Origin of the sequence: Streptomyces geranii (genome assembly GCF_002954775.1) — a bacterium.
Classification (GTDB): Bacteria; Actinomycetota; Actinomycetes; order Streptomycetales; family Streptomycetaceae; genus Streptomyces; species Streptomyces geranii.
In genome coordinates, this window is sequence record NZ_KZ672955.1 from 46,614 (window position 1) to 73,470 (window position 26,857).

Consider the following 26,857-nt stretch of genomic DNA (forward strand, 5'->3'; position numbering starts at 1 on the left):
TGTGATCGCCCTCTCCCTCGCCGAGATCGCAGCAGTCGTCGGCGGGCAGACGTACGACATACCGGATCCGTCGGTCCGGGTCACCGGACAGGTCGTCAGGGACTCCCGTGAGGTGGAGCCCGGCAGCCTCTTCGTCGCCTTCGCCGGCGAGCGCGTCGACGGCCACGACTTCGCCGCCCAGGTCGTCGAGGCGGGCGCGGTCGCCGTACTGGCCTCCCGGCCCGTCGGGGTGCCCGCGGTCGTCGTGGACGACGTCCAGCGGGCGCTGGGCGCCCTCGCCCGGCACGTGGTCCAGAAGCTCGGCGCGACCCTCGTGGCCCTCACCGGCTCCGCGGGCAAGACCAGCACCAAGGACCTGATCGCCCAGGTGCTCCGGCACAAGGCGCCGACCGTCTTCACGCCCGGCTCCCTCAACAACGAGATCGGGCTGCCGCTGACCGCGCTCAGCGCCACCGAGGAGACCAGGTTCCTGGTCCTGGAGATGGGCGCCCGCGGCATCGGTCACATCCGCTACCTCACGGAACTGACGCCCCCGAAGATCGGCCTCGTCATCAACGTCGGCACCGCCCACATCGGCGAGTTCGGCGGACGCGAGCAGATCGCACAAGCGAAGGGCGAACTCGTCGAGGCACTGCCCCCGGCGGCAGAGGGCGGCACCGCGGTCCTCAACGCCGACGATCCCCTCGTACGCGCGATGGCGGCTCGAACACAGGCGAAGGTGATCTTCTTCGGAGAGTCCGGCGAAGCGGACGTACGCGCCGAGAACGTACGACTCACGGACAGGGGACAGCCCGCCTTCAGGCTCCGCACACCCTCCGGTGCAAGCGACGTGACCATGCGCCTGTACGGTGAGCACCACGTGTCGAACGCGCTCGCCGCCGCCGCCGTCGCCCATGAGCTGGGCATGTCCGCAGACGAGATCGCCACCGCGCTCTCCGAGGCGGGCTCCCTCTCCCGCTGGCGGATGGAGGTCACCGAGCGCCCGGACGGCGTGACGATCGTCAACGACGCCTACAACGCGAACCCCGAGTCCATGCGAGCGGCTTTGCGCGCGCTCGCTGCCATGGGCTCAGCCTCAAAGGCGAAGGGGGGCCGTACGTGGGCGGTGCTCGGCAAGATGGCCGAGCTGGGGGACGAGGCGCTCGCCGAGCACGACGCGGTCGGACGGCTCGCCGTCCGGCTCAATGTCGGCAAGCTCGTCGCGGTCGGGGGCAGGGAAGCGTCCTGGCTCCAACTGGGCGCATATAACGAGGGTTCGTGGGGTGAGGAGTCGGTGCACGTGTCCGACGCACAGGCGGCTGTCGACCTGTTGCGCAGCGAGCTGCGCCCGGGGGATGTCGTGCTCGTGAAGGCGTCCCGGTCGGTCGGGCTCGAACGGGTGGCGCAGGCGCTGCTCGTCGGCGGCGTCGAGGGTGAGGTCGCCGCCCGATGATGAACCAGATCCTTTTCTCGGGCGTCATCGGAATGTTCCTGACGCTGATCGGCACCCCGCTGCTGATCAAGCTGCTGGCGCGCAAGGGCTACGGCCAGTACATCCGTGACGACGGCCCGCGCGAGCACCACGCCAAGCGCGGTACGCCGACCATGGGCGGTATCGCCTTCATCCTGGCGACGTTCGCCGCGTACTTCCTGTCCAAGGTGATCACCGGCAAGCCGCCGACCTTCTCCGGGCTGCTCGTGCTCGGTCTGATGGGCGGCATGGGCCTGGTCGGCTTCCTGGACGACTACATCAAGATCGTCAAGCGGCGCTCGCTCGGTCTGCGGGCCAAGGCGAAGATGGCCGGCCAGCTGACCGTCGGTATCGCCTTCGCGGTGCTCTCGCTCCAGTTCAAGGACAGCCTCGGCAACACGCCGGCCTCCACGAAGCTCTCCTTCGTGCAGGACTTCGGCTGGACGATCGGTCCGGTGCTGTTCGTCGTCTGGGCACTCTTCATGATCCTCGCGATGTCGAACGGCGTGAACCTGACGGACGGTCTGGACGGCCTCGCCACCGGCGCCTCCGTCCTCGTCTTCGGCGCGTACACGTTCATCGGCGTCTGGCAGTTCCAGGAGTCCTGCGCCAACGCGGTGACCCTGACCAACCCGGCCGCGTGCTACGAGGTACGAGATCCACTGGACCTCGCCGTCGTCGCCTCGGCCCTGATGGGTGCCTGCCTCGGCTTCCTGTGGTGGAACACGTCGCCCGCCAAGATCTTCATGGGCGACACCGGTTCACTGGCCCTGGGCGGCGCGCTCGCCGGCCTCGCGATCTGCTCCCGTACGGAGCTGCTGCTGGCGCTCCTCGGCGGCCTGTTCGTGCTGATCACCATGTCGGTGGTCATCCAGGTCGGCTCCTTCAAGCTCACCGGCAAGCGCGTGTTCCGAATGGCCCCGCTCCAGCACCACTTCGAGCTCAAGGGCTGGTCCGAGGTCCTTGTCGTGGTCCGCTTCTGGATCATCCAGGGCATCTGCGTGATCGTCGGACTGGGCATCTTCTACGCGGGATGGGCGGCCGACAAGTGACATCCGGTCAGGGCAGCGAGTGGAAGGGCCTGCGCGTCACCGTCGCGGGCCTCGGCGTGAGCGGCATCAGCGCCGCCCGCGCCCTGACCGCCCTCGGCGCAGTCGTCACCGTCGTGGACGGCGGCGACTCCGAGGCCCACCGGGAACGCGCCGCCGCCCTGGAGGGCGTCGAGGTCCGCCTCGGCGACGCGGAGACGCTGCCCGAGGGGACCGGACTCGTCGTCACCTCGCCCGGCTGGAAGCCGAGTTCACCGCTGTTCGCGGCGGCGGCCGAGGCGGGCGTGGATGTCGTGGGTGATGTGGAGATCGCGTGGCGGTTGCGCGGCCGGGACGGTCGAGAACCAGCCCCCTGGCTGGCGATCACCGGCACCAACGGCAAGACGACCACCACCCAGATGCTCGCCTCGATCCTCCGCGCGGCGGGCCTGCGTACGGCCGCGGTCGGCAACATCGGCACCCCGATCATCGACGTGGTCCTCGGCGAGGAGACCCACGACGTCCTGGCCGTCGAACTGTCCAGCTACCAGCTCCACTGGGCGCCCTCCCTGCGTGCCCACTCCGCCGCAGTCCTGAACCTCGCCCCCGACCACCTCGACTGGCACGGCTCCATGGAGGCGTACGCCGCCGACAAGGGCCGTATCTACGAGGGCAATCGGGTCGCCTGTGTCTACAACACCGCCGACAAGGCCACCGAGGACCTGGTGCGCGGCGCGGACGTCGAGGAGGGGTGCCGGGCGATCGGGTTCACCCTCGGGGCGCCCGGACCGTCCCAACTCGGCGTCGTGGACGGCATCCTGGTCGACCGGGCCTTCGTCGAGAACCGGCAGCGGAACGCGCAGGAGCTGGCGGAGGTCGCGGACGTCAACCCGCCGGCCCCACACAACATCGCCAACGCCCTTGCCGCGGCTGCCCTCGCGCGTGCCTACGGGGTGCCCGCGAAGGCCGTACGGGACGGCCTGCGGGCCTTCACCCCGGACGCCCATCGCATCGCACACGTGGCCGATGTGGACGGGGTCGCGTACATCGACGACTCCAAGGCGACCAACACCCATGCGGCCGAGGCCTCCTTGGCGGCGTACGAGTCGATCGTGTGGATCGCGGGCGGGCTCGCCAAGGGCGCGACCTTCGACGAGCTGGTCGCCAAGTCGGCAAAGCGACTGCGCGGGGTGGTCCTGATCGGCGCCGACCGGGCGCTCATCGGCGAAGCCCTCGCGCGACACGCGCCGGAGGTACCCGTCGTCGACCTCGACCGGACCGACACTGGGGCGATGCTCGCGGCGGTCCGCTCGGCGCGGGGCCTGGCCGGTGCCGGGGACACGGTGCTGTTGGCGCCTGCCTGTGCGTCGATGGACATGTTCGCCAACTACAACAAACGCGGTGACGCGTTCGCGCAGGCGGTTCGCGAACTCGGTACGGGGACCTGACGGTCGGTCCTTGGCCGCGGTGCCTTCGGGAGCCCTTGGAGGGACGCGTGACGGGGATTCGGCGGTTTGTTCGCTGCGGGCCGGTGGGGGCTGGTCGCGCAGTTCCCCGCGCCCCTTTGGGGCGCGGCTGTGCGGGGGGTTGCGATGCCCAGTAGCCGTACCGGTCGTGCGCCTGTTCAGCGGGCCGTTCGGGTTCGGCGGCCCGCCGCTCCCCGGCCGCCCCGTGACAATCCCGTACGCGCCCTCCACCGGCGTATCCAGCGCGCCTGGGACCGCCCCCTGACCGCCTACTACGTGATCCTCGGTGGGTCGCTGCTGATCACCGTGCTCGGGCTGGTGATGGTCTACTCGGCCTCCCAGATCACCGCGCTGCAGCTCTCCAAGCCGGGGACCTTCTTCTTCCGCAAACAGTTGCTCGCCGCCACGATCGGCGGGGTGCTGCTGTTCTCCGCCTCGCGGATGCCGGTCAAACTGCACCGGGCGCTCGCCTATCCGATCCTCGCCGGGTCCGTCTTCATGATGATCCTCGTGCAGGTGCCGGGGATAGGGGTGTCGATCAACGGCAACCAGAACTGGATCTCCCTGGGCGGTTCTTTCCTCATCCAGCCCAGCGAGTTCGGCAAGCTCGCGCTGGTGCTGTGGGGCGCCGATCTGATCGCCCGGAAAGAGGACAAGCGGCTGCTCACGCAGTGGAAGCACATGCTGGTGCCGCTCGTCCCCGTGACGTTCATGCTGCTCGGGCTGATCATGCTCGGCGGCGACATGGGGACGGCGATCATCCTCACCGCCGTACTGTTCGGGCTGCTCTGGCTGGCCGGGGCGCCCACGCGGCTGTTCGTCGGCGTGCTGTCCGTCGCCGCGTTCATCGGGATGGTCCTCATCAAGACCAGCCCCAACCGCATGGCCCGCTTCCAGTGCATCGGCGCCACCGAACCCGGCACCGGGGCCAACTCCTGCTGGCAGGCCGTGCACGGGATCTACGCGCTCGCCTCCGGTGGCCTGTTCGGGTCGGGGCTCGGCGCGAGTGTGGAAAAATGGGGGCAACTCCCCGAAGCGCACACCGACTTCATCTTCGCCGTCACCGGTGAGGAACTGGGCCTGGCGGGGACGCTGTCGGTGCTCGCCCTCTTCGCGGCCCTAGGCTATGCGGGTATCCGCGTGGCCGGACGCACGGAGGACCCCTTCGTGAGGTATGCCGCGGGAGGCGTGACGACCTGGATCACCGCTCAGGCGGTGGTCAACATCGGTGCGGTGCTCGGCCTGCTGCCGATCGCCGGTGTCCCGCTCCCGCTGTTCTCCTACGGGGGCTCCGCCCTGCTGCCGACCATGTTCGCCGTCGGACTGCTGATCGCCTTCGCCCGCGACGAACCGGGTGCGCGGGCGGCGCTTTCGTTGCGGCAACCCCGCTTTGGTAGAAAACGGGGGGCCGGGGGTCCGGTGTCCGATCGGAGCCCCCGGAGATGGAACACGATGCGACGGCGTGCCTCGGCGGCGCGTACGTCCGGAGAGCGGTGAATTTCGGTGCATGTCGTACTCGCCGGTGGGGGGACCGCCGGCCACATCGAGCCCGCGCTCGCCCTCGCGGACGCCCTGCGCAGGCAGGATCCCACCGTGGGGATCACGGCCCTGGGCACGGAACGCGGTCTGGAGACCCGGCTCGTGCCCGAACGGGGCTATGACCTGGCGCTGATCCCGGCGGTCCCGCTGCCGCGCAAGCCCACCCCCGAACTGATCACCGTCCCCGGGCGGCTGCGCGGCACCATCAAGGCCGCCGAGCAGATCCTGGAGCGCACCAAGGCGGACTGCGTCGTCGGCTTCGGCGGCTACGTGGCCCTGCCCGGCTACCTCGCCGCCAAGCGCCTCGGTGTGCCGATCGTCGTCCACGAGGCCAACGCCCGCCCCGGCCTCGCCAACAAGATCGGCTCCCGGTACGCCGCCCAGGTCGCCGTCTCCACGCCCGACAGCAAGCTCCGGGACGCCCGCTACATCGGCATCCCGCTGCGCCGCTCCATCGCCACCCTGGACCGCGCCGCCGTACGCCCGCAGGCGCGCGCCGCGTTCGGGCTCGACCCGAGTCTGCCGACGCTGCTGGTCTCGGGCGGCTCGCAGGGCGCCCGGCACCTCAACGAGGTGGTCGAGCGGGTCGCGCCGTACCTCCAGCAGGCCGGGATCCAGGTGCTGCACGCGGTCGGCCCGAAGAACGAACTGCCGCAGGTCCACCAGATGCCGGGGATGCCCCCCTACATCCCGGTACCGTACGTGGACCGGATGGACCTCGCGTACGCCGCTGCCGACATGATGCTCTGCCGCGCGGGCGCGATGACCGTCGCCGAACTCTCCGCCGTCGGGCTCCCCGCCGCCTACGTCCCGCTGCCCATCGGCAACGGCGAACAGCGGCTGAACGCCCAGCCGGTGGTCAAGGCCGGCGGCGGACTCCTGGTCGACGACGCGGACCTGACGCCCGAGTGGGTGCAGCGACACGTCCTGCCCGTCCTCGCCGACCCCCACCGGCTGTACGAGATGTCCCGCGCCGCCAGCGAGTTCGGCCGCCGGGACGCCGACGACCTGCTCGTCGGCATGGTGTACGAGGCGATCGCCTCGCGCCACCGATAGGCGACGACGAGGGAAGGCGGGCAGGGGCCAGTGGCCGGAGCGACGACTGCCGAACGTGGCGAACGACAGCAGGGCACCTCCTCCGGCCCGCCCCGCCTGCCGGGCCTCCTGCGGCGGTTGGGGCCGCGCAGGCTTCGTACGATCGTCATCCTGGCCCTCGCCCTGCTCGTCCTCCTCGGAGGCGTCCTCTGGGTGCTCTACGGCTCCCGGTGGACGCGCGTGGAGCGCGTGTCGGTGTCGGGGACCGGGGTGCTGACGCAGGCACAGGTGCGCGAGGCCGCCGACGTTCCGGTCGGGGATCCGCTCGTTTCCGTCGACACCGGAGCCATTGAGTCCCGACTGCTCAGGAAATTGCCCCGAATTGACTCGGTTGAGGTCACTCGATCCTGGCCGCACGGAATCGGCCTGAAAGTGGTCGAACGTACCCCGGTTCTGATTGTCGAAAGCAGCGGGAATGGGGGCAAGTATGTCGAAGTGGACGCTAAAGGCGTGCGATTCGCGACGGTTTCCCGCGCCCCGGAAGGCGTACCCGCATTGGAATTGACGCTGTCCCGGACCGGTTCACAGGGCGCGAGTGTGCGCCGCTTCGGCAGCGACCGGCTGGTGCGCGAGGCGGTGCGGGTGGCGGGCGATCTGCCGAGTGCCGTCGCGCGGCTCACCAAAGCCGTCAAGGTCCGTTCGTACGACTCCATCTCGCTGGAGTTGGGCGGCGGCCGGACCGTCGCATGGGGGAGCGGCGAGCAGGGCGCGGCGAAGGCCCGTGCGCTCACCGCCCTCATGAAAGCAGCTCCAGGGGCGCGGCACTTCGACGTGAGCGTTCCCACCGCCCCTGCGTCAGCGGGGAGTTGACGCCTGTCCGTGCAGGCCAGCACCCTGGTTGGGCATCGCTATGGCTGATCACATAGGGTGAAAAGAAAAACGGGAGGTTCGGCGTGTTCGTTGAACGTGCGCCACTTGTCGACTTAGTGTCCTGTTCGGAAGAGTCCAAGGAACAGACACACTGGTAACCCTAAACTTCAACGTTAGGGTTCGGGTCGGCGTTCGGACCGTCCCACTTCGGCATGAGTTGTCGGTTCGCGGCACCGCGAGGCGGCGACACGTAACTCGAGGCGAGAGGCCTTCGACGTGGCAGCACCGCAGAACTACCTCGCAGTCATCAAAGTCATCGGTGTCGGCGGCGGTGGTGTCAATGCCATCAACCGGATGATCGAGGTCGGTCTGAAGGGCGTCGAGTTCATCGCCATCAACACCGACGCGCAGGCGCTGTTGATGAGCGACGCCGACGTCAAGCTCGACGTCGGCCGCGAACTCACCCGCGGACTCGGCGCCGGTGCCAACCCGGCCGTCGGCCGCAAGGCGGCCGAGGACCACCGCGAGGAGATCGAGGAGGTCCTCAAGGGGGCCGACATGGTCTTCGTGACGGCCGGCGAGGGCGGCGGCACCGGCACCGGTGGCGCACCCGTGGTGGCCAACATCGCCCGCTCCCTGGGCGCCCTCACGATCGGCGTGGTCACCCGTCCCTTCACCTTCGAAGGACGGCGCCGGGCCAACCAGGCCGAGGACGGCATCGCGGAACTCCGCGAAGAGGTCGACACCCTCATCGTCATCCCCAACGACCGCCTGCTGTCCATCTCGGACCGCCAGGTCTCGGTCCTCGACGCCTTCAAGTCGGCGGACCAGGTCCTGCTCTCCGGCGTTCAGGGCATCACCGACCTGATCACCACCCCCGGTCTGATCAACCTCGACTTCGCGGACGTCAAGTCCGTGATGTCCGAGGCGGGTTCGGCCCTCATGGGCATCGGTTCGGCCCGTGGCGACGACCGCGCGGTGGCGGCTGCCGAGATGGCGATCTCCTCGCCGCTCCTCGAAGCCTCCATCGACGGCGCCCGGGGCGTCCTGCTCTCCATCTCCGGCGGCTCCGACCTCGGCCTGTTCGAGATCAACGAGGCCGCCCAACTGGTCAGCGAGGCCGCGCACCCCGAGGCCAACATCATCTTCGGCGCCGTCATCGACGACGCCCTCGGTGACGAGGTCCGGGTCACGGTCATCGCGGCCGGCTTCGACGGGGGCCAGCCGCCGCCGAAGCGCGACAACATCCTCGGCTCGGCCGGCGCCAAGCGCGACGAACCGACGCCGGTACGGTCCGCCGACAGCCGTCCGTCCTTCGGCTCGCTCGGCAGCGTCACGCCGAGGGAGACGCAGGCATCCGCCCCGGAGCCGGTCAGCGAACTCCCGGTCTCCCCGCCGGTCCCGCCGTCCCGGTCCTACTCGGACAGCGCGGCCGAGGAGCTGGACGTGCCGGACTTCCTGAAGTGATAGGACAGCGCTCGGCAACGAGCGACGCGAGCGGCGCGCACTTCGCCTTCACCGACCGGTGGGGCGGGGTGAGCGCCGTTCCGTTCGCGGAGCTGAACCTCGGCGGAGCGGTCGGCGACGACCCGGACGCCGTAGGCACGAACCGTGAACTGGCCGCCAAGTCCCTGGGTCTCGACCCGGAGCGGGTGGTCTGGATGAACCAGGTGCACGGCAACGACGTCGCAGAGGTCGACGGCCCGTGGACCACCCCGGTCACCCCGCCGGTGGACGGCCTCGTCACCGCCGTCAGGGGCCTCGCGCTCGCCGTCCTCACCGCCGACTGCGTCCCCGTCCTGCTGGCCGACCCGGTCGCCGGAGTGGTCGCCGCGGCCCACGCGGGCCGGCCCGGCATGATCGCCGGAATCGTCCCCGCCGCCGTGGACGCCATGGAATCGCTCGGCGCCGACCCCACCCGGATCGTCGCCCGCACCGGCCCCGCCGTCTGCGGACGCTGCTACGAGGTCCCGGAGGAGATGCGCGCCGACGTCGCCGCCGTCGAACCCGCCGCGTACGCCGAGACGAGCTGGGGCACCCCGGCGGTCGACGTGGTCGCGGGAGTGCACGCGCAGTTGGAGCGGCTCGGGGTGCGCGACCGGGAGCGGTCGCCGGTGTGCACCCGGGAGTCCGCCGACCACTTCTCGTACCGCCGCGACCGGACGACCGGGCGGCTCGCAGGCTATGTCTGGCTGGACTGATAGGACATGACGGACCGTAGAGGCGAACTCACCGCGAATCTGGCGGTGGTGGAGGAGCGGATCGCGACGGCCTGCTCGGCGGCTGGCCGTAAGCGCGAGGAGGTGACGCTGGTCGTCGTCACCAAGACCTACCCGGCGAGCGATGTGCGGATCCTGTGCGAGCTGGGTGTGCGCCACGTGGCCGAGAACCGGGACCAGGACGCGGCCCCCAAGGCCGAGGCCTGCGCGGATCTGCCGCTCACCTGGCACTTCGTGGGCCAGCTGCAGACCAACAAGGTGCGTTCCGTGGTCGGTTACTCCGGTGTCGTGCAGTCCGTGGACCGGGACCGGCTGGTCTCGGCGCTGTCCAAAGAGGCGGTACGGACCGGCCGCGAGGTGGGCTGTCTGATCCAGGTCGCGCTCGACGCGCAGGAGAGCGGGCGCGGTGCGCGAGGGGGTGTGGGGCCGGGCGGGATCGGGGAGTTGGCCGACCTCGTGGCCGGGGCCGAGGGGCTCAGGCTGGACGGACTGATGACCGTCGCACCACTGACCGGACCGTACGCCGGACGTGAACTTGCGGCGTTCGAGCGGCTGATGGATTTGTCGACTGCTATGCGCCGCACGCATCCGGCTGCGAACATGGTGTCCGCAGGGATGAGTGCGGACCTCGAACAGGCCGTGGCGGCCGGGGCGACACATGTGCGCGTCGGCAGTGCGGTACTCGGAGTCCGTCCCAGGCTCGGGTAACGTCGCCAGGAAGTCGGACCACAGCAGAAAATATGGTCATTACCGCCGATGGGCGGTCATAACGACCTCGTGGATCGCGGGCACTCGGCATTCGTCAGTCGATCCACCACAGAGCGGAGGACTCGGAGCATGGCCGGCGCGATGCGCAAGATGGCGGTCTACCTCGGCCTCGTGGAGGACGATGGGTACGACGGCCGGGGTTTCGACCCCGATGACGACTTCGAACCCGAACTGGACCCCGAGCCCGAGCGCGACCTGCGGCGGCGTGAGCCCTCGCACCAGCAGCACGGTTCGCACCAGTCCCACCAACCGCACCAGTCGCATCAGTCCCAAAGGGACGAATCGGTACGAGTGGTGCAGCCGTCGGCACCACGTGATCCGGTGCCTCATTCCGCTTCGCTGGGCGCGGAATCCGGGCGTCCGGCGCGGATCGCGCCCGTGGCGTCCATCACACAAGAACGTCAAAGCCTGGAGAAGAACGCACCGGTGATCATGCCCAAGGTCGTGTCGGAACGAGAGCCTTACCGGATCACCACGCTCCACCCCCGGACCTACAACGAGGCCCGTACCATCGGGGAACACTTCCGTGAGGGCACTCCTGTGATCATGAATCTCACTGAGATGGATGACACAGATGCGAAGCGACTTGTCGACTTCGCGGCCGGTTTGGTGTTTGGTCTTCACGGCAGCATCGAGCGGGTGACGCAGAAGGTGTTCCTGTTGTCGCCTGCTAACGTCGATGTCACGGCGGAGGACAAGGCCCGCATCGCAGAGGGCGGGTTCTTCAACCAGAGCTGATAGCAGGGCCAGGCAGCAGTAACGAACAGGGGAGAGGGAAGCACGGATCATGAGCGTGGTTCTACAAGTGCTCTACGTCGCGCTGATGTGTTTCCTCATCGTGCTGATCTTCCGGTTGGTCATGGATTACGTCTTCCAGTTCGCCCGCTCGTGGCAACCCGGCAAGGCGATGGTGGTCGTTCTGGAGGCCACTTACACTGTCACTGATCCACCGCTCAAGCTTCTGCGGCGGTTCATCCCGCCGTTGCGTCTCGGGGGCGTGGCACTTGACCTGTCCTTCTTCGTTCTGATGATCATCGTCTACATCCTGATCACCGTCGTGACCAATCTCGCGAGGTGACTGTGGACGATACGGTCTTGCCGACTGCCGATGACTACGTTGAGGTGAAGAGATGCCGTTGACCCCTGAGGATGTGCGGAACAAGCAGTTCACGACCGTCCGCCTCCGAGAAGGCTATGACGAGGACGAGGTCGATGCCTTCCTCGACGAGGTCGAAGCCGAACTGACCCGCCTGCTCCGCGAGAACGAGGATCTGCGCGCCAAGCTGGCCGCCGCCACCCGTGCCGCCGCGCAGAACCAGCAGCAGGGCATGCGCAAGCCTCCCGAACAGGATCAGCAGCAGGGTATGCAGCAACAGGGCATGCCCCAGCAAGGCATGCCTCAGCAGGGAATGCCCCAGCAGGGCATGCGAGGACCGGGCGGCCCGGTGCCCGCCGGCATATCGGGCCCGCCGCAGCAGCAGATGGGCGGCCCCATGGGCGGCCCGCCCCAGCTGCCCAGCGGCGCGCCGCAGTTGCCCCCCGGCCCCGGTGGCCAGGGTGGTCCGCAGGGTCCCGGCCCGATGGGTCAGGGCCCCATGGGTCAGAACCCGATGCAGGGTCAGATGGGTGGCCCCATGGGTCAGGGCCCGATGCAGGGTCAGATGGGCCAGGGCGGCATGCCCGGCCAGATGCAGCAGATGCCCGGTCAGCAGATGCAGGGTCAGATGCAGCAGATGGGCGGCCCGATGGGCGGTCCCATGGGTGGCCCGATGGGCGGCCCCGGTCAGGGTCCCGGCGGCGACAGCGCCGCGCGTGTTCTCTCGCTGGCCCAGCAGACGGCCGACCAGGCCATCGCGGAGGCCCGTTCCGAGGCCAACAAGATCGTCGGCGAGGCTCGCAGCCGCGCCGAGGGCCTGGAGCGCGACGCCCGTGCCAAGGCCGACGCTCTGGAGCGGGACGCGCAGGAGAAGCACCGCGTCGCGATGGGCTCCCTGGAGTCCGCCCGTGCCACGCTGGAGCGCAAGGTCGAGGATCTGCGCGGCTTCGAGCGCGAGTACCGCACCCGTCTGAAGTCCTACCTGGAGTCGCAGCTGCGTCAGCTGGAGACCCAGGCCGACGACTCGCTGGCCCCGCCGCGTGCTCCGGCCGCGGCCTCCCTGCCGCCGTCCCCGGCGCCCTCGATGGCCCCGGCAGGCGCCGGTGCGCCGTCGTACGGCGGGGGTCAGGGCATGGGCGGTGGCATGGGTCCCGGCCCGGCCGCCCCGTCCTACGGCGGTCAGCAGCAGATGTCTCCGGCCATGACCCAGCCCATGGCTCCGGTCCGGCCCCAGGGTCCGTCCCCGATGGGCCAGGCTCCCTCGCCGATGCGCGGCTTCCTGATCGACGAGGACGACAACTGACGGCCTTTAGTACGCCTTAGGCGTCGGCGGCGTTCAGGGCGGGGCCCCGGATTTTCATCCGGGGCCCCGCCCTTTTGCGTTGCGTTGCGCTCCGCGGGGTGGGCGGGTTTTTGGCTGCGGGCCCGGTGGGGGCTGGTCGCGCAGTTCCCCGCGCCCCTTACGGGGCGCTGTACTACGGCGGTTTTAGTAGCACCGAAGGCCCGGTCCCGACGAACAGCTCGGGGACCGGGCCTTCTTGGTACTGCCAACTGCTATGCCTTGCGCAGGCGGAACGTCAGGGACAGGCCCTCGTCGGCGAACGGGTCGCCGTATGTGTCGTCCGCCTCGTCGGCGGCGAAGTCCGTTGCCAGGACCTCGTCGGCGATCAGGGCCGAGTGCTCGGTCAGGGCCGCCGTCACCGCCGGGTCCGTGGACGTCCAGCGCAGGGCGATGCGGTCGGCCACGTCGAGGCCGCTGTTCTTGCGGGCCTCCTGGATCAGGCGGATCGCGTCACGGGCCAGGCCCGCCTGGCGCAGCTCCTCGGTGATCTCCAGGTCGAGGGCGACCGTCGCACCCGAGTCGGACGCCACCGACCAGCCCTCGCGCGGGGTCTCCGTGATGATGACCTCGTCCGGCGCGAGCGTGACCGTCTCGCCGTCGACCTCCACCGACGCCGTGCCCTCGCGCAGGGCCAGGGACAGCGCCGCCGCGTCCGCGTTCGCCACGGCCTTCGCCACGTCCTGGACGCGCTTGCCGAACCGCTTGCCCAGGGCGCGGAAGTTGGCCTTGGCGGTGGTGTCGACCAGCGAGCCGCCGACCTCCGAGAGGGAGGCCAGGGCGCTGACGTTCAGCTCCTCCGTGATCTGCGCGTGCAGTTCGCGGTCCAGGGTGTCGAAGCCGGTCGCCGCGACCAGCGCGCGGGACAGCGGCTGGCGCGTCTTCACGCCGGACTCCGCGCGCGTGGCACGGCCCAGTTCGACCAGCCGCCGTACGAGCACCATCTGCTTCGACAGCTCCGGGTCGATCGCGGACAGGTCCGCCTCGGGCCAGGAGGCCAGGTGAACGGACTCGGGGGCGTCCGGGGTCACCGGGACCACCAGGTCCTGCCAGACCCGCTCGGTGATGAACGGGGTCAGCGGGGCCATCAGCTTGGTGACCGTCTCGACCACCTCGTGCAGGGTGCGCAGCGCGGCCTTGTCGCCCTGCCAGAAGCGGCGCCGGGACCGGCGGACGTACCAGTTGGACAGGTCGTCGACGAACGCCGACAGGAGCTTGCCGGCGCGCTGGGTGTCGTACGACTCCAGAGCCTGCGTCACCTGGTCGGTGAGCGCGTGGAGTTCGGACAGCAGCCAGCGGTCCAGGACCGGACGGTCGGCCGGGGCCGGGTCGGCCGCGGACGGGGCCCAGTTCGACGTACGCGCGTACAGGGCCTGGAAGGCGACCGTGTTCCAGTAGGTGAGGAGCGTCTTGCGGACGACCTCCTGGATCGTGCCGTGGCCGACGCGGCGGGCCGCCCAGGGGGAGCCACCGGCCGCCATGAACCAGCGGACGGCGTCGGCGCCGTGGCGGTCCATCAGCGGGATCGGGTCCAGGGTGTTGCCCAGGTGCTTGGACATCTTGCGGCCGTCCTCGGCGAGGATGTGGCCGAGGCACACCACGTTCTCGTAGGACGACTTGTCGAAGACCAGGGTGCCGACCGCCATCAGCGTGTAGAACCAGCCGCGGGTCTGGTCGATGGCCTCGCTGATGAACTGCGCCGGGTAGCGGGACTCGAACAGCTCCTTGTTCTTGTACGGGTAGCCCCACTGCGCGAACGGCATCGAACCCGAGTCGTACCAGGCGTCGATGACCTCCGGCACGCGCGTGGCCGTCGTGCCGCAGCCGTCCTGGGGGCAGGCGAAGGTGACCGCGTCGATGAACGGGCGGTGCGGGTCCAGCTCCGACTGGTCGGTGCCCGTGAGGCCGGTCAGCTCCGCGCGGGAGCCGACGACCGTGAGGTGGTCCTCCTCGCAGCGCCAGATCGGGAGCGGGGTGCCCCAGTAGCGGTTGCGGGACAGCGCCCAGTCGATGTTGTTGTTCAGCCAGTCGCCGTACCGGCCGTTCTTGACCGTGTCCGGGTACCAGTTGGTCTTCTCGTTCTCCTGGAGGAGACGGTCCTTGACGGCGGTGGTGCGGATGTACCAGGACGGCTGCGCGTAGTAGAGGAGCGCGGTGTGGCAGCGCCAGCAGTGCGGGTAGCTGTGCTCGTACGGGATGTGCTTGAAGAGCAGCCCGCGCGCGTGGAGGTCCTCGGTGAGCTTTTCGTCCGCCTTCTTGAAGAAGACACCGCCCACGAGGGAGACCTCGGCCTCGAAGGTGCCGTCCGGGCGGACCGGGTTGACGACCGGGAGGCCGTACGCGCGGCACACCTTGAGGTCTTCCTCGCCGAAGGCGGGGGACTGGTGGACCAGACCCGTGCCGTCCTCGGTCGTCACGTACTCCGCGTTCACCACGTAGTGCGTGGGGACGTCCGCCGGGAACTCGACCAGCTCGAACGGTCGTTGATAGGACCAGCGCTCCATCTCGGCGCCGGTGAAGGACTGGCCGGTGGCCTGCCACTCCTCGCCGAGCGCCTTGGTGAGCAGTGGCTCGGCGACGACCAGCTTCTCGGTGCGGTCGGTCGCCACCACGTAGGTGACGTCCGGGTGCGCGGCGACCGCCGTGTTGGAGACCAGCGTCCAGGGCGTCGTCGTCCAGACGACGAGGGCGGCCTCGCCGGCCAGCGGACCGGAGGTGAGCGGGAAACGGACGTACACGGAGGGGTCGACGACCGTCTCGTAGCCCTGTGCCAGCTCGTGGTCCGACAGGCCCGTGCCGCAGCGGGGGCACCAGGGGGCGACGCGGTGGTCCTGGGTCAGCAGGCCCTTGTTGAAGATCTCCTTCAGCGACCACCAGACCGACTCGATGTACCCGGGGTCCATCGTGCGGTAGGGGTCCTGGAGGTCCGTCCAGTACCCCATGCGGGTCGTCAGCGCCTCGAAGGCGTCCGTGTGCCGGGTCACCGACTCGCGGCACTTGGCGTTGAACTCGGCGATGCCGTACGCCTCGATGTCCTGCTTGCCGGAGAAGCCCAGCTCCTTCTCGACCGCCAGCTCCACGGGGAGGCCGTGGCAGTCCCAGCCGGCCTTGCGGGCCACGTGGTAGCCGCGCATGGTGCGGAAGCGCGGGAACACGTCCTTGAAGACGCGGGCCTCGATGTGGTGGGCGCCCGGCATGCCGTTCGCGGTGGGCGGGCCCTCGTAGAACACCCATTCGGGGCGGCCCTCGGACTGCTCAAGGCTCTTGGCGAAGATCTTCTGCTCGCGCCAGAGGTCGAGCACGGCGTGCTCAAGGGCGGGCAGGTCGACCTGGGCGGGCACCTGGCGGTACGTCGGCGTTGTCATCAGCGAGCTTCCTCCGGCGGACTTTCTGCCTTCCGTCGGAGGGACGAGAGCCGGAATTCTCCGGACGCCGTGTACGGCGTACTCCCGCGGTACCACCCTCCTTGGCCCTCCGGCGCCTGTCTGGGCACCGATGAGCCCCCTCATTGGGGTCGCGATACCGGGTCTACTCGCCTTGGCTGTCCTGCACGCCTCGCTGCGGCTTTCTTCCGGCGGCTCCGGGGTGATCTTCGCGTCGCGCTCGCCCCCGGGCTTCCACCGTCCCCGGGTCGCTCTGGGCTGCGTACGCCGCTACTCGTCCCCATCCACGCTTCTCGCTGCGCCCAGTGTACGGCGACCCACGGACAGCGGCCGACCGGGTTTCCGAGCCACCCGAATGGCGAGGGTCGGGTGTCCGCATTCCGGGACGCCCGGCTCGGCGGATTACCGGGCGGGGAGCTGGGCACAACGCTTGAAGGCTTGCCCCGCGGGACCGGCGGGGCGGGCGGATCGGGCGGCGTGCCCCGTTGCCGCGGGACTCAAGTCGATTTATCGTCCCAGCACGATTCGCGAGCAAGATCACGATATGTGAAGGGGCCGCGGCCATGGTGGCGAAAAAGACCGCCGTACAGCAGTCGGCGTCCGGCAGGTCCACTGGATCCGCGGCTGCGGGGGCCTCCGGCGCTGGCAAGGGGGCGGACGCCAAGAAGAGCGTCCGCGGAGGTGTGTCGGGGGCGAAGCGGGCCGGTGCGAAGGAGACGGTCCCCGAGGGGACCGCTCCGCAGGAGAGCGCGCCGAGGAAGAGTGCCGTGAGGAAGGCGGCGGCCAAGGAGGCGGTGGCTTCCGAGGCTTCCGAAACGGCGGTCGGGAAGACGGCGGTGGCCGGAAAAGGCGTGGCCGGGAAGGCCGCCGGGAAGAAAGCCGTGGGGAAGAAGGCCGCCGCCTCCGAGAGCGCCGCGGGCACACGCACGGCCAGGAAGAGCACGGCCAAGAAGGCGGGCGCGGCGCGGGCCGCGAAGACGACGGGAGCCACGACGGTGGTTGCGAAGAAGACTCCGGGCACGGCCACGGCGCCGAAGAAGCCCAGCGCGGTACCCAAGGCGCGGATCGTCGCGGCGGTGGAGCCCGGTGAACTCGCCGTACGCCCCGGTGAGGATCCATGGACCTCCGAGGAGGTCGCGGAGGCACGCACCGAGCTGCAGACCGAGGTGCTGCGGCTGCGTGCCGAGCTAACGACATCCGAGCGGTCGCTCGTGGGTCTCATGCGGGACTCGGGCGACGGCGCGGGCGACGACCAGGCGGACACCGGCACCAAGAACATCACGCGCGAGGGCGAGATGGCGCTGGCCGCCAACGCGCGCGAGATGCTCGTCCAGGACGAGCGGGCCCTGGAGCGGCTGGACTCGGGCACCTACGGCCTGTGCGAGAACTGCGGCAACGCGATCGGCAAGGCGCGTATGCAGGCCTTTCCGCGCGCGACGCTGTGCGTCGAGTGCAAGCAGAAGCAGGAGCGGCGCTACTAGCCCCCACTAGCCCCCGCCGGTCGGTACGCAGTCGGTGCGGATCCGCCGCCGTGTGCCTCCTGCGCTCCTGTGTGCCAGGAGGCGTGTCGTACTCTCGTCCTCAGTCAGGAACCTAGGTTGAGGGACTCACGTGGCAGAGGCGGAGCGCATCATCGGTACGCCGGACATCCCAGACGCGGCGGGGGACGGGCCGGAGACCCCGGACGAGCGGCCCCGGGGCAAGCGCCGGATCTTCGTGCTGTTCACGGTCGCCGCGCTGGCGTACGCGCTGGACCTCGTCAGCAAGATGATCGTGGTCGCCAAGCTGGAGCACCACGCGCCGATCGAGATCATCGGGGACTGGCTGAAGTTCGAGGCGATCCGCAACGCGGGCGCCGCCTTCGGCATGGGCGAGGCCTTCACCGTGATCTTCACGGTCATCGCCGCCTCCGTGATCGTCGTGATCGCCCGCCTCGCCCGCAAGCTCTACAGCCTGCCCTGGGCGATCGCCCTCGGGCTGCTGCTCGGCGGCGCCCTGGGCAATCTGACCGACCGGATCTTCCGCTCGCCGGGCGTCTTCGAGGGCGCGGTCGTCGACTTCATCGCGCCCAAGCACTTCGCGGTCTTCAACCTGGCCGACTCGGCGATCGTCTGCGGCGGCATCCTGATCGTCCTGCTGTCCTTCAAGGGGCTCGACCCGGACGGCACCGTCCACAAGGACTGAGAGGGCCGAAGGGCTGAGAAGGACCGAAGGGCCGCAAGGGCTGAAGGTCGTAGGACTGTCTTACCGGGTGAGGGTTTGTCCACAGGCCCGGTCGGGGGTGCCGGGCCCGTCCGGCATACTCGACGGGTGAGCACCGTTCCCGAGATCCGTAACCTGCCCGTGCCCGACGGCCTGGAGGGCGAGCGTGTCGACGCCGCCATCTCCCGTATGTTCGGCTTCTCCCGTACCAAGGCGGCCGAGCTGGCCGCCGCGGGGAAGGTCATGGTCGACGGATCGGTGGTCGGGAAGTCCGAGCGGGTGCACGGCGGTGCCTGGCTCGAAGTGGAGATGCCGCAGGCACCCGCGCCCGTGCAGATCGTCGCCGAGCCGGTCGAGGGCATGGAGATCGTGCACGACGACGACGACATCGTCGTGATCGTCAAGCCCGTCGGCGTGGCCGCGCACCCGTCGCCCGGCTGGACCGGCACGACCGTCATCGGCGGGCTCGCCGCCGCCGGCTACCGCATCTCCACCTCCGGTGCCGCCGAGCGCCAGGGCATCGTGCACCGGCTCGACGTCGGCACCTCGGGGCTGATGGTGGTCGCCAAGTCGGAGCGCGCGTACACGTCACTGAAGCGCCAGTTCAAGGAGCGCACGGTCGACAAGCGCTACCACACGCTCGTCCAGGGCCACCCCGACCCGATGAGCGGCACGATCGACGCGCCCATCGGCCGGCACCCCAACCACGACTACAAGTGGGCGGTCACCGCCGAGGGCAAGCCGTCCGTCACGCACTACGACCTCATCGAGGCGTTCCGCTCGGCCTCCCTGCTCGACGTGAAGCTGGAGACCGGCCGCACCCACCAGATCCGCGTCCACATGGCCGCCCACCGGCACCCCTGCGTCGGCGACCTGACGTACGGGGCCGACCCGACGCTCGCCAAGCGGCTCGGCCTGACCCGCCAGTGGCTGCACGCCGTGCGGCTCGGCTTCGAGCACCCGGGCGACGGCACCTGGGCCGAGTTCGCGAGCGTCTACCCGGACGACCTCGCCGACGCCCTGGCGAAGGTGCGCGAGGAGACCTACGCATGAGCCCGCCGACGCCGTACGCCGTGCGTGTCGCCGAGGACCCCGCCGACCGCGAGGCATGCTTCGCGGTGCGCAAGGAGGTCTTCGTCGTGGAGCAGCGGGTGCCGGAGGACCTGGAGTACGACGAGTACGACGCCGGTGCGCTGCATGTGCTGGCCGTCCGGGAGGACGGGGTGGCGCTCGGTACGGGGCGGTTGCTTTCCGGGGAGGCCGCGGTCGGGCGGACCGGGGGTGACCTGACCGTCGGGTCGCTGGGGCGGCTCGCCGTGCGGAAGGAAGCGCGAGGGCTCGGTGTCGGGGTCGCGCTCGTGCGGGGCATCGAGGAGGCGGCCCGGGAGTTGGGGCTTGCCGCCGTCGATCTGCATGCGCAGACCTCGGCGCTGGGGTTCTACGAGCGGCTCGGGTATGTGGGGTACGGGGGCGAGTTCTACGAGGCCGGTATCGCGCATCTTGCGATGCGGCGCTCTCTTTAGGTTTTTTCTCCCGCCCGCGCACCGCCCGTTTCCAGTCTCCTGGTGATTCGTCAGGGTCTCCTGTGGGGGGTTCCGCTCGTTGGCGGCTGTTCGGTCGTGCGTTTTTTACGTTCTGCCTGCCGTCCTCGGCGGCTCGTGGGCCCTTCGGGGCTGCCGGGTGGGTGGTTCCTCCGTGCCCGGGGGTAGGGCCGCGTCCGCCGTGTTCACCCGGGGGAGGGCGTACGGGTGGTGTTCGGTCAGCCAGCGGATCATGCCCTCGCGGATCTGGACCCGGACCTTCCAGACGTCGTCCGCGTCCTTCGCCGTCACCAGCGCGCGTACCTCGATGGTGCTCGGGGTGGCGTCCGTGACACACAGGTCGCAGGCGCGGCCGTCCCAGGCCGGGCAGTCGCGCAGCAGGTCACGGAGCTTCTCGCGCATCGCCTCCAGGGGCGCGGTGTGGTCGAGGTGCCAGTAGACGATGCCGGTCATCTGGGCGCCGCCCCGCGACCAGTTCTCGAAGGGCTTCGACGTGAAGTAGGACACCGGCATCGTGATCCGGCGCTCGTCCCAGGTGCGCACCGACAGGAACGTCAGCGTGATCTCGTCGACCGTGCCCCACTCGCCGTCCACCACAACCGTGTCGCCCATGCGCACCATGTCGCCGAAGGCGATCTGGAACCCCGCGAACATGTTGGCCAGCGTCGACTGGGCCGCCACACCGGCGACGATGCCCAGCACCCCGGCCGAGGCCAGCAGCGAGGCACCGGCCGCGCGCATCGCCGGAAAGGTCAGCAGCATCGCTGCCACCGCCACGACACCCACGACCGCCGCGACCACCCGCTGGATCAGCGACACCTGCGTACGGACCCGGCGGACCCGGGCCGGGTCGCGGTGGGCGCGGGCGTAGCGCGAGTACGAGGTGTCCACGATCGCCACCGCGATACGCACGATCAGCCAGGCCGTCGCGCCGATCAGCACCAGCGTCAGGATCCGGCCGACGGCGACCCGCTGCTCCCGCAGCAGATCGGCCTGGTCGTAGGAGCCTCTGAGCAGCGCCGCGCACAGGACGAGTTGATAGGGCACACGGCCCTGGCGCAGTAGGCCCCACAGGGGCGTCTCGGTCTGCCGTTCGTCCGCCTTCCGCAGCAAGCGGTCCGTGGCCCAGCCGATGAGCAGCGTGAGCACGACCGAGCCACCGACGACGATCAGCGGGCGCAGTACGTTCTCCATGCCGGAGAACGTAACCGGAGATGGGGGGTCATGAACATGTGACTTCGTCGGCCGCCGTGCGGCCCGGTCGTTCCCGGGCGACTTGGGGCGTTGTCAGTGGTGGCTGGCACGATGTCCCCATGAACGTCATGCTCTTCCACTCGACCTACGGTCTCCGCCCCGCCGTGCACGCCGCCGCGGACCGGCTGCGCGCGGCCGGACACGAGGTGTGGACCCCCGACCTGTTCGACGGGCACACCTTCGAGAGCGTCGAGGAGGGCCGCAACCACAAGGACGCCATAGGCAAGGACGAGCTGCTCAAGCGGGCCATCCTGGCCGCCGCGCCCTACTCGGGGCGGGGACTGGTGTACGCCGGGTTCTCCCTCGGCGCCGCGACCGCGCAGACGCTCGCGCTCGGCGACGAGAAGGCACGCGGGCTGTTGCTGCTGCACGGCACGTCGGACATCGCCGAGACCGCGTCGGTGGACGAACTGCCGGTCCAGCTGCACGTGGCCGAGCCGGACGCCTTCGAGCCCGACGACTGGCTGAGTTCCTGGTATCTCCAGATGGGCAAGGCGGGCGCCGACGTGGAGATCTACCGGTACCGCGGGGCCGGTCACCTCTACACCGACCCCGGCCTGCCGGACTACGACGAGGAGGCGGCCGAGGCCACCTGGCGGGTGGCCCTCGGCTTCCTCGACAGCCTGTAGGGGCCGGTAAGGGCCCGTGGGGCGGCTAGACCGGGTCGTACGTCCGTTGCACCTTCTGCGTGCCGCTGGGGGTGCGGTATGAGCGCCACCAGGTCGAGGTCGCGTTCGCCTTCGTGCGGTCGGACAGCACGTAGTAGTCCATCTGCGCCCGGTCGGCCGTGATGTCCAGTACGCCGTAGCCGTGGCGGTCGGTGTCGACCCACTGGACGTGCCGGTTGGCCGCGCGGATGATCGGCGCGGCGAGCGCGGTCACGGTGCCCTCGGGGACCTTGAGGAGGTCGTCGAGGTTGTCGGAGGTGACCGACGTGACCACGAACTCCGTGGCGGCGGAGGCGGACAGCGGATAGGTGCCGGCGTCCACGGGCACGTCGTTGGCCCAGGCCATGTGGATGTCGCCGGTCAGGAAGACGGTGTTGCGGATCGCGTTCGAGCGCAGGTGGGCGAGGAGTTCACGGCGGTCGTCCGTGTAGCCGTCCCACTGGTCGGTGTTGAGGGCGAGGCCCTCCTTGGGCAGGCCGAGCAGCTCGGCGAGCGGTTTCAGGAGGTCGGCGGTGAGGGAGCCGATGGCGAACGGCGAGATCATCACCGAGTTCCCGACCAGCCGCCAGGTGGTGTCGCTCGCCTTCAGTCCCGCCTTCAGCCAGTCCAGCTGGGCCCGGCCGGTGATCGTACGCTCCGGGTCGTCGACCGAGCCGTTGCCCACGGCCACCTGCTGGGAGCGGAAGGAGCGCAGGTCGAGGAGGGAGAGGTCGGCGAGCTTGCCGAAGCGGAGGCGGCGGTAGGTCGTGCCGGTGATCGCCGGGCGGACCGGCATCCACTCGAAGTACGCCTGCTTCGCGACGGCCTGCCGGGCCGTCCAGGTGCCCTCCGTGCCCTCGGTGTGGTTCTCGGCGCCGCCCGACCAGGCGTCGTTGGCGAACTCGTGGTCGTCCCAGATCGCGACGACCGGGGCCGCCGCGTGCAGGGCCTGGAGGTCGGCGTCGGTCTTGTAACGGCCGTGCCGTTCGCGGTAGTCGGCGAGGGTGATGATCTCGTGCGTGGGGGCGTGCGGGCGTACGACGGTGTCGCGGGTGCCGTACTCGCCGGTGCCGTACTCGTAGATGTAGTCGCCCAGGTGCAGCCAGGCGTCCAGGTCGCCGCGCGCCGCGAGATGGCGGTACGAGGAGAAGTAGCCGGCCTCCCAGTTGGCGCAGGAGACCACGCCGAAGCGGAGGCCCGCCACGGCCGCGTCCGCCGCGGGCGCCGTGCGGGTGCGGGCGGCGGGGGAGTCCGTGCCGCCCGCCGAGAAGCGGAACCAGTAGTCGGTGGCGGGCGCGAGGCCCCGGATGTCCGCCTTGACGGTGTGGTCGGTGCCGGCCGTGGCGGTGGTCGAGCCCTTGGACACGATGTTCGTGAACGCCTTGTCGAGGGCGACGCTCCAGCTCACCTCCGTGTCGGGACCGAGCCCGGAACCGGGGGTCGCCTCGGCGGTGGGCGTCACCCGCGTCCACAGCAGGACGCCGTCCGGCAGCGGATCGCCGGAGGCGACGCCGTGCAGGAAGGCGGGGGCCTCGGCGGCGGCGCCGGCGGGCTGCGCGGCGGCCAGTGGGCCGACCAGTACGGCGGTGGCCGCGGCGGCCTTGACGACCGTACGACGGCGTGGGGCGAGGGAGTTGACCCGGGCGCCCGTGGACTCGGAGGAACTTCTTCGGCTCGTCACGGGCGCTGAGATTACTGATCAGTAGGGCAGTGGAGCGGGCGAAACGGCAAAAGTTCGCCCGCTCTTCGGCTGATCGTCCACCGGGGCCGGGCGGCGGACCGTACGGCAGCCGCTCCGCCCGCCCCGGAACCCGCTGCTCAGGCCTTCAGCGCCGCCGTGATCGCCGTGGTGAAGTCGGCGACCGTCATGGGCGCGTTCTCGCTGTTCGGGGCCGTGAGCTTCTTGCCGTCCATCACCAGGCTCGGCGTGCCGTTCACGCCGTCCTTGTTGGTGTTGAACGTCTGGGACATCGCCAGCGCCCAGGCGTCGTACTTGCCGTCCTTCACGGCGGCCTGGAACGCCTTGTTGTTCTTCAGCGCGGGGATCGTGTCCGCCACCTTGATCAGGTAGTCGTCGCTCTTGAACTTGTCGTCGCTCTCGTCGGGGTGGTACTTCGTCGAGTAGAGCGCGGTCTTGTACTCCAGGAACGCCTCCGGGCTCACGTTCAGCGCGGCGCCCATGGCGCTCATCGCGTTCTTGGAGCCCTCGCCGCGCGAACCGATCTCGATCTTGCCGTCGCTGTCGGTGTCGCCGTCGAGGAAGGTGCCGCCGATGTACTGGATCTTGAACTTGCCCGCGTCGAAGTCCGCCTTGAGGGTCGGGCCGACCGTCTCCTCGAACTGGGCGCAGATCGGGCAGCGCGGGTCCTCGTACAGCTTGAGGGTCTTCTTCGCGGTGCTCTTGCCCAGGATCACCGTCGTGCCGTTCGTGCCCGTGGTGTTGGCCGGGGCGACGACCTTCGCGTCCTTCGCCTCGTCCCAGTAGCCCGGCTTGTTGCCCTGGACGACCGCGTAGCCGATGCCGCCGGCTATCGCGAGGACGCCGACGACGGCGCCGGCCACGACGAGCTGCCGCCTGACCTTGGCGCGCTTGGCCTGGCGCTCGCGCTCCTCGCGCAGCCGCTCACGTGCCGCGTTCTTGGAGGCCTGACTGTTCCGCTTGCTCATGCTGGTGTTCTCCCTGGGGAACGCGTACGCGCGACAGGTGGGCGTCGTACGCGGATACGAATATGAGGACTCGTGCGAGGACTTCAGGCGGAGGCGAACGGCCTCGGCGGTCCTCGGAGTCCCAGGGAGTGCACGAGCAGACGCGTGCGGGGGGCGGCCACGCGCTGGGCCGGTCGCGGCAGCCTGCGGACCGCCGGGACGGTCCGGACGGCCACCGCGGCGACGGCCAGCAGCAGGGGGCGGAAGGTGGAGGCGGCGAGCGCGTCGAGGAGCTGGGCCAGGGCCCGCTCGCCCCGGCGCAGCCAGGCCGCGGCCAGCAGGCCGACGCCGACGTGCGCGGCCAGCAGCAGCCAGGCCGTCGACGGGCTCGCGTGGGCGAGCAGCGCCGAGACCCGGTCGGTGTCGGCCACCCGGGCCAGCGGGGTGCCGACGTTGTCGCCGGCGCACAGCACGTCGAAGCCGACCGAGCGCAGCGGGCCGGCGACCGGGCCGCCCGCCCGGCCGTAACACACCGTCTGGCCGGTGGTGAAGACCGTGTCGGCGGCCAGCTCCAGCGGGATCAGCAGGGCGGCGATCCGGCCGAAGCCGCGCTCCCGGCCGGCCAGCAGGTACGCGACGACGAAGACGGCGGCGGCGATCACGGCCACCGTCCCCATCGGCAGCGGGACCCGGGACAGCAGCACGTGCGACGCGCTGCTGAGCGTCACGACGAGTGCCGTGAACAGTGCCGCGCGTACGGCTCTGAGGTGGGTCCCGGATATGGCCATGGCGGGGGCAGTCTGACACGGACTCCCGTAAGAGGCCCCTAAAAGGTCCCTGTGAGGTCGTGCACGCTCCACAGGGGGCAGGAAGGGGCCTCCGGGGGCCGGGCTAGAGGCCCGGGATCCGGCCGTTGCGGAACAGGTCCACGAAGATCTGGTGGTCGGTACGCGCGCGTGCGCCGTACTCGTGGGCGAAGTCCACCAGGACGTCCGCGAAGCCCGCCTCGTCGGCCGCGATGGCCGCGTCGATGGCCCGCTCCGTGGAGAACGGCACCAGGGACTCGCCGGACTGGTCGTCCGCCGCCGCGTGCATCGTGGCCGTCGCCCGGCCCAGGTCGGCGACCACGGCCGCGATCTCCTCGGTGTCGTCGATGTCACCCCAGTCCAGGTCCACGGCGTACGGCGACACCTCGGCGACCAGCTGTCCCCGGCCGTCCAGCTCGGTCCAGCCCAGCCACGGGTCGGCGTGGTCCTGGAGGGCGCGCTGCGAGATCACCGTGCGGTGGCCCTCGTGCTGGAAGTAGCCACGGATCGCCTGGTCGGTGATGTGCCGGGAGACGGCCGGGGTCTGGGCCTGCTTGATGTAGATCACCACATCGTTCTCCAGGGCGTCCGTCGCGCCCTCCAGCAGGATGTTGTACGAGGGCAGCCCGGCCGAGCCGATACCGATGCCGCGCCTGCCGACGACGTCCTTGACCCGGTACGAGTCCGGGCGGGTCAGGGACGACTCCGGGAGCGTCTCCAGGTAGCCGTCGAAGGCCGCCAGCACCTTGTAACGCGTGGCCGCGTCCAGCTCGATGGAGCCGCCGCCCGGCGCGAAGCGGCGCTCGAAGTCACGGATCTCCGTCATCGAGTCGAGCAGCCCGAACCGGGTCAGCGAGCGCGCGTCGCGCAGCGCGTCCAGCAGCGGTCCCTCGGCGGTGTCCAGCGTGAACGGCGGCACCTCGTCGCTCTTCGCTCCGGTCGCCAGGGCGTGGATCCGCTCGCGGTACGCGCCCGCGTAGGTCCGCACGAGGTGGCTGATCTGCTCGTCGGAGAGGGCCTTCGCGTACCCGATGAGGGCCAGGGAGGCGGCGAGGCGCTTGAGGTCCCAGGTGAAGGGGCCGACGTACGCCTCGTCGAAGTCGTTGACGTTGAAGATCAGCCGGCCCTGGGAGTCCATGTACGTGCCGAAGTTCTCCGCGTGCAGGTCGCCGTGGATCCACACGCGCGCGGTGCGGTCGTCCAGGTAAGGACCGCCCCGCTTCTCTTCGTCCAGGTCGTGGTAGAAGAGCGCAGCCGTGCCCCGGTAGAACGCGAACGCCGAAGCCGCCATCTTGCGGAACTTCACCCGGAACGCGGCCGGGTCGGCGGCCAGGAGCTCGCCGAAGGCGGTGTCGAAGACGGCGAGGATCTCCTCGCCGCGGTGCTCGGCGCTGAGCTGCGGGACCGACATCGCTTGGTGCCTCCTGGTGCAGGTGGTGCATGACGAATGGGGCCGGGCTGGCCGCCCGGCGGGACGGACGACTCCGTGCCCCCTCCAACGTTCGAAGGTACGCCGGAGTGCCCGCGACCCACCCACGAAGGTACGGGGGAGAGGCCTCCCGCTGTCA

Annotated in this window: 23 protein-coding genes; 17 read left to right on the top strand and 6 right to left on the bottom strand. The window is 70.1% G+C overall.

Going from position 1 to position 26,857, the window contains the following annotated elements; translation table 11 throughout:
• The first annotated feature begins 1 nt into the window (after window position 1).
• The 12 genes from CW359_RS04960 to CW359_RS05020 all read left to right on the top strand — a co-directional run bounded on the left by CW359_RS04960 (window position 2) and on the right by CW359_RS05020 (window position 12,774).
• Entirely contained in the window at window positions 2-1,432 is a 1,431-nt protein-coding gene (locus CW359_RS04960) for a UDP-N-acetylmuramoyl-tripeptide--D-alanyl-D-alanine ligase (protein WP_105968512.1), read from the top strand.
• Window positions 1,429-2,502, top strand: coding sequence for a phospho-N-acetylmuramoyl-pentapeptide-transferase (gene mraY, locus CW359_RS04965; RefSeq protein WP_105968513.1), 1,074 nt, complete (start codon window positions 1,429-1,431; stop codon window positions 2,500-2,502). The genes CW359_RS04960 and mraY overlap by 4 nt, the downstream gene beginning before the upstream one ends.
• Entirely contained in the window at window positions 2,484-3,926 is a 1,443-nt protein-coding gene (gene murD, locus CW359_RS04970; RefSeq protein WP_198655093.1) for a UDP-N-acetylmuramoyl-L-alanine--D-glutamate ligase, read from the top strand. Before mraY ends, murD begins: the two co-directional genes overlap by 19 nt.
• 144 nt (window positions 3,927-4,070) lie before the next feature.
• On the top strand, window positions 4,071-5,441 hold the full coding sequence (gene ftsW, locus CW359_RS04975) for a putative lipid II flippase FtsW (RefSeq protein WP_105968515.1): 1,371 nt from the start codon (window positions 4,071-4,073) through the stop codon (window positions 5,439-5,441).
• 6 nt (window positions 5,442-5,447) lie between these two features.
• Window positions 5,448-6,539: an undecaprenyldiphospho-muramoylpentapeptide beta-N-acetylglucosaminyltransferase gene (gene murG, locus CW359_RS04980; protein ID WP_105968516.1), complete on the top strand. Its 1,092-nt coding sequence runs from the start codon at window positions 5,448-5,450 to the stop codon at window positions 6,537-6,539.
• Between the two features lie 30 nt (window positions 6,540-6,569).
• Complete coding sequence (locus CW359_RS04985; protein ID WP_105968517.1) at window positions 6,570-7,388, top strand: cell division protein FtsQ/DivIB; 819 nt, start codon at window positions 6,570-6,572, stop codon at window positions 7,386-7,388.
• A gap of 276 nt (window positions 7,389-7,664) precedes the next feature.
• Entirely contained in the window at window positions 7,665-8,855 is a 1,191-nt protein-coding gene (gene ftsZ / locus CW359_RS04995) for a cell division protein FtsZ (RefSeq protein ID WP_105968519.1), read from the top strand.
• Window positions 8,852-9,589: a peptidoglycan editing factor PgeF gene (pgeF, locus tag CW359_RS05000; protein WP_198655094.1), complete on the top strand. Its 738-nt coding sequence runs from the start codon at window positions 8,852-8,854 to the stop codon at window positions 9,587-9,589. Before ftsZ ends, pgeF begins: the two co-directional genes overlap by 4 nt.
• Before the next feature lie 6 nt (window positions 9,590-9,595).
• Complete coding sequence (locus tag CW359_RS05005; RefSeq protein ID WP_105968520.1) at window positions 9,596-10,315, top strand: YggS family pyridoxal phosphate-dependent enzyme; 720 nt, start codon at window positions 9,596-9,598, stop codon at window positions 10,313-10,315.
• A 129-nt stretch (window positions 10,316-10,444) separates the two neighbouring features.
• The gene (gene sepF / locus CW359_RS05010; RefSeq protein ID WP_105968521.1) at window positions 10,445-11,113 is read left to right on the top strand and encodes a cell division protein SepF; all 669 of its coding nucleotides are present in this window, start codon (window positions 10,445-10,447) and stop codon (window positions 11,111-11,113) included.
• Window positions 11,114-11,162: 49 nt separating this feature from the next.
• On the top strand, window positions 11,163-11,453 hold the full coding sequence (locus tag CW359_RS05015) for a YggT family protein (RefSeq protein ID WP_105968522.1): 291 nt from the start codon (window positions 11,163-11,165) through the stop codon (window positions 11,451-11,453).
• Window positions 11,454-11,505: 52 nt separating this feature from the next.
• Window positions 11,506-12,774, top strand: coding sequence for a DivIVA domain-containing protein (locus CW359_RS05020; protein ID WP_105968523.1), 1,269 nt, complete (start codon window positions 11,506-11,508; stop codon window positions 12,772-12,774).
• A gap of 251 nt (window positions 12,775-13,025) precedes the next feature.
• Here CW359_RS05020 and ileS read toward each other — a convergent pair whose 3' ends face one another.
• Window positions 13,026-16,175 carry an isoleucine--tRNA ligase gene (gene ileS, locus CW359_RS05025; protein WP_105968524.1) on the bottom strand — a complete coding sequence of 1,050 codons (3,150 nt, stop codon included), beginning with the start codon at window positions 16,173-16,175 and terminating at the stop codon, window positions 13,026-13,028.
• Window positions 16,176-16,756: 581 nt separating this feature from the next.
• Between ileS and CW359_RS05035 the strand changes: the two genes are divergently transcribed.
• The 4 genes from CW359_RS05035 (at window position 16,757) to CW359_RS05050 (ending at window position 19,918) form a co-directional block, all read left to right on the top strand.
• Complete coding sequence (locus CW359_RS05035) at window positions 16,757-17,674, top strand: TraR/DksA family transcriptional regulator (RefSeq protein WP_105968525.1); 918 nt, start codon at window positions 16,757-16,759, stop codon at window positions 17,672-17,674.
• A 130-nt stretch (window positions 17,675-17,804) separates the two neighbouring features.
• Window positions 17,805-18,377, top strand: coding sequence for a signal peptidase II (gene lspA, locus CW359_RS05040; RefSeq protein WP_105968526.1), 573 nt, complete (start codon window positions 17,805-17,807; stop codon window positions 18,375-18,377).
• 126 nt (window positions 18,378-18,503) lie between these two features.
• On the top strand, window positions 18,504-19,448 hold the full coding sequence (locus CW359_RS05045; protein ID WP_105968527.1) for an RluA family pseudouridine synthase: 945 nt from the start codon (window positions 18,504-18,506) through the stop codon (window positions 19,446-19,448).
• On the top strand, window positions 19,445-19,918 hold the full coding sequence (locus CW359_RS05050; RefSeq protein ID WP_105968528.1) for a GNAT family N-acetyltransferase: 474 nt from the start codon (window positions 19,445-19,447) through the stop codon (window positions 19,916-19,918). Before CW359_RS05045 ends, CW359_RS05050 begins: the two co-directional genes overlap by 4 nt.
• A gap of 105 nt (window positions 19,919-20,023) precedes the next feature.
• Here the strand turns inward: CW359_RS05050 and CW359_RS05055 are convergent, their stop codons facing one another.
• A complete protein-coding gene (locus CW359_RS05055) occupies window positions 20,024-21,130 on the bottom strand; it encodes a mechanosensitive ion channel family protein (RefSeq protein WP_105968529.1) in 1,107 nt (368 codons plus the stop codon).
• A gap of 119 nt (window positions 21,131-21,249) precedes the next feature.
• Between CW359_RS05055 and CW359_RS05060 the strand changes: the two genes are divergently transcribed.
• The gene (locus CW359_RS05060) at window positions 21,250-21,819 is read left to right on the top strand and encodes a dienelactone hydrolase family protein (RefSeq protein ID WP_105968530.1); all 570 of its coding nucleotides are present in this window, start codon (window positions 21,250-21,252) and stop codon (window positions 21,817-21,819) included.
• A gap of 25 nt (window positions 21,820-21,844) precedes the next feature.
• On the opposite strand, the gene CW359_RS05065 is transcribed toward CW359_RS05060, so the two are convergent.
• The 4 genes from CW359_RS05065 to CW359_RS05080 form a co-directional block, all read right to left on the bottom strand.
• Window positions 21,845-23,518, bottom strand: coding sequence for an alkaline phosphatase D family protein (locus tag CW359_RS05065; protein ID WP_105968531.1), 1,674 nt, complete (start codon window positions 23,516-23,518; stop codon window positions 21,845-21,847).
• A 137-nt stretch (window positions 23,519-23,655) separates the two neighbouring features.
• Window positions 23,656-24,504, bottom strand: coding sequence for a thioredoxin domain-containing protein (locus CW359_RS05070; RefSeq protein WP_105968532.1), 849 nt, complete (start codon window positions 24,502-24,504; stop codon window positions 23,656-23,658).
• Between the two features lie 83 nt (window positions 24,505-24,587).
• Window positions 24,588-25,271, bottom strand: coding sequence for a hypothetical protein (locus CW359_RS05075; protein WP_105968533.1), 684 nt, complete (start codon window positions 25,269-25,271; stop codon window positions 24,588-24,590).
• Window positions 25,272-25,374: 103 nt separating this feature from the next.
• Complete coding sequence (locus CW359_RS05080; protein ID WP_105968534.1) at window positions 25,375-26,700, bottom strand: DUF2252 domain-containing protein; 1,326 nt, start codon at window positions 26,698-26,700, stop codon at window positions 25,375-25,377.
• Window positions 26,701-26,857 lie beyond the last annotated feature (157 nt).

What these genes read in the sequence shown, in the direction of transcription:
- CW359_RS05035 (WP_105968525.1), top strand. Translation starts at nt 16,757, where the DNA reads ATGGTGGCGAAAAAGACCGCCGTACAGCAGTCGGCGTCCGGCAGGTCC.
- CW359_RS05080 (WP_105968534.1), bottom strand. Translation starts at nt 26,700, where the DNA reads ATGTCGGTCCCGCAGCTCAGCGCCGAGCACCGCGGCGAGGAGATCCTC.
- CW359_RS05020 (WP_105968523.1), top strand. Translation starts at nt 11,506, where the DNA reads ATGCCGTTGACCCCTGAGGATGTGCGGAACAAGCAGTTCACGACCGTC.
- murD (WP_198655093.1), top strand. Translation starts at nt 2,484, where the DNA reads ATGGGCGGCCGACAAGTGACATCCGGTCAGGGCAGCGAGTGGAAGGGC.
- CW359_RS05005 (WP_105968520.1), top strand. Translation starts at nt 9,596, where the DNA reads ATGACGGACCGTAGAGGCGAACTCACCGCGAATCTGGCGGTGGTGGAG.
- sepF (WP_105968521.1), top strand. Translation starts at nt 10,445, where the DNA reads ATGGCCGGCGCGATGCGCAAGATGGCGGTCTACCTCGGCCTCGTGGAG.
- CW359_RS05050 (WP_105968528.1), top strand. Translation starts at nt 19,445, where the DNA reads ATGAGCCCGCCGACGCCGTACGCCGTGCGTGTCGCCGAGGACCCCGCC.
- CW359_RS05070 (WP_105968532.1), bottom strand. Translation starts at nt 24,504, where the DNA reads ATGAGCAAGCGGAACAGTCAGGCCTCCAAGAACGCGGCACGTGAGCGG.
- mraY (WP_105968513.1), top strand. Translation starts at nt 1,429, where the DNA reads ATGATGAACCAGATCCTTTTCTCGGGCGTCATCGGAATGTTCCTGACG.
- ftsW (WP_105968515.1), top strand. Translation starts at nt 4,071, where the DNA reads ATGCCCAGTAGCCGTACCGGTCGTGCGCCTGTTCAGCGGGCCGTTCGG.
- CW359_RS05055 (WP_105968529.1), bottom strand. Translation starts at nt 21,130, where the DNA reads ATGGAGAACGTACTGCGCCCGCTGATCGTCGTCGGTGGCTCGGTCGTG.
- CW359_RS05060 (WP_105968530.1), top strand. Translation starts at nt 21,250, where the DNA reads ATGAACGTCATGCTCTTCCACTCGACCTACGGTCTCCGCCCCGCCGTG.
- ileS (WP_105968524.1), bottom strand. Translation starts at nt 16,175, where the DNA reads ATGACAACGCCGACGTACCGCCAGGTGCCCGCCCAGGTCGACCTGCCC.
- CW359_RS05075 (WP_105968533.1), bottom strand. Translation starts at nt 25,271, where the DNA reads ATGGCCATATCCGGGACCCACCTCAGAGCCGTACGCGCGGCACTGTTC.
- CW359_RS05015 (WP_105968522.1), top strand. Translation starts at nt 11,163, where the DNA reads ATGAGCGTGGTTCTACAAGTGCTCTACGTCGCGCTGATGTGTTTCCTC.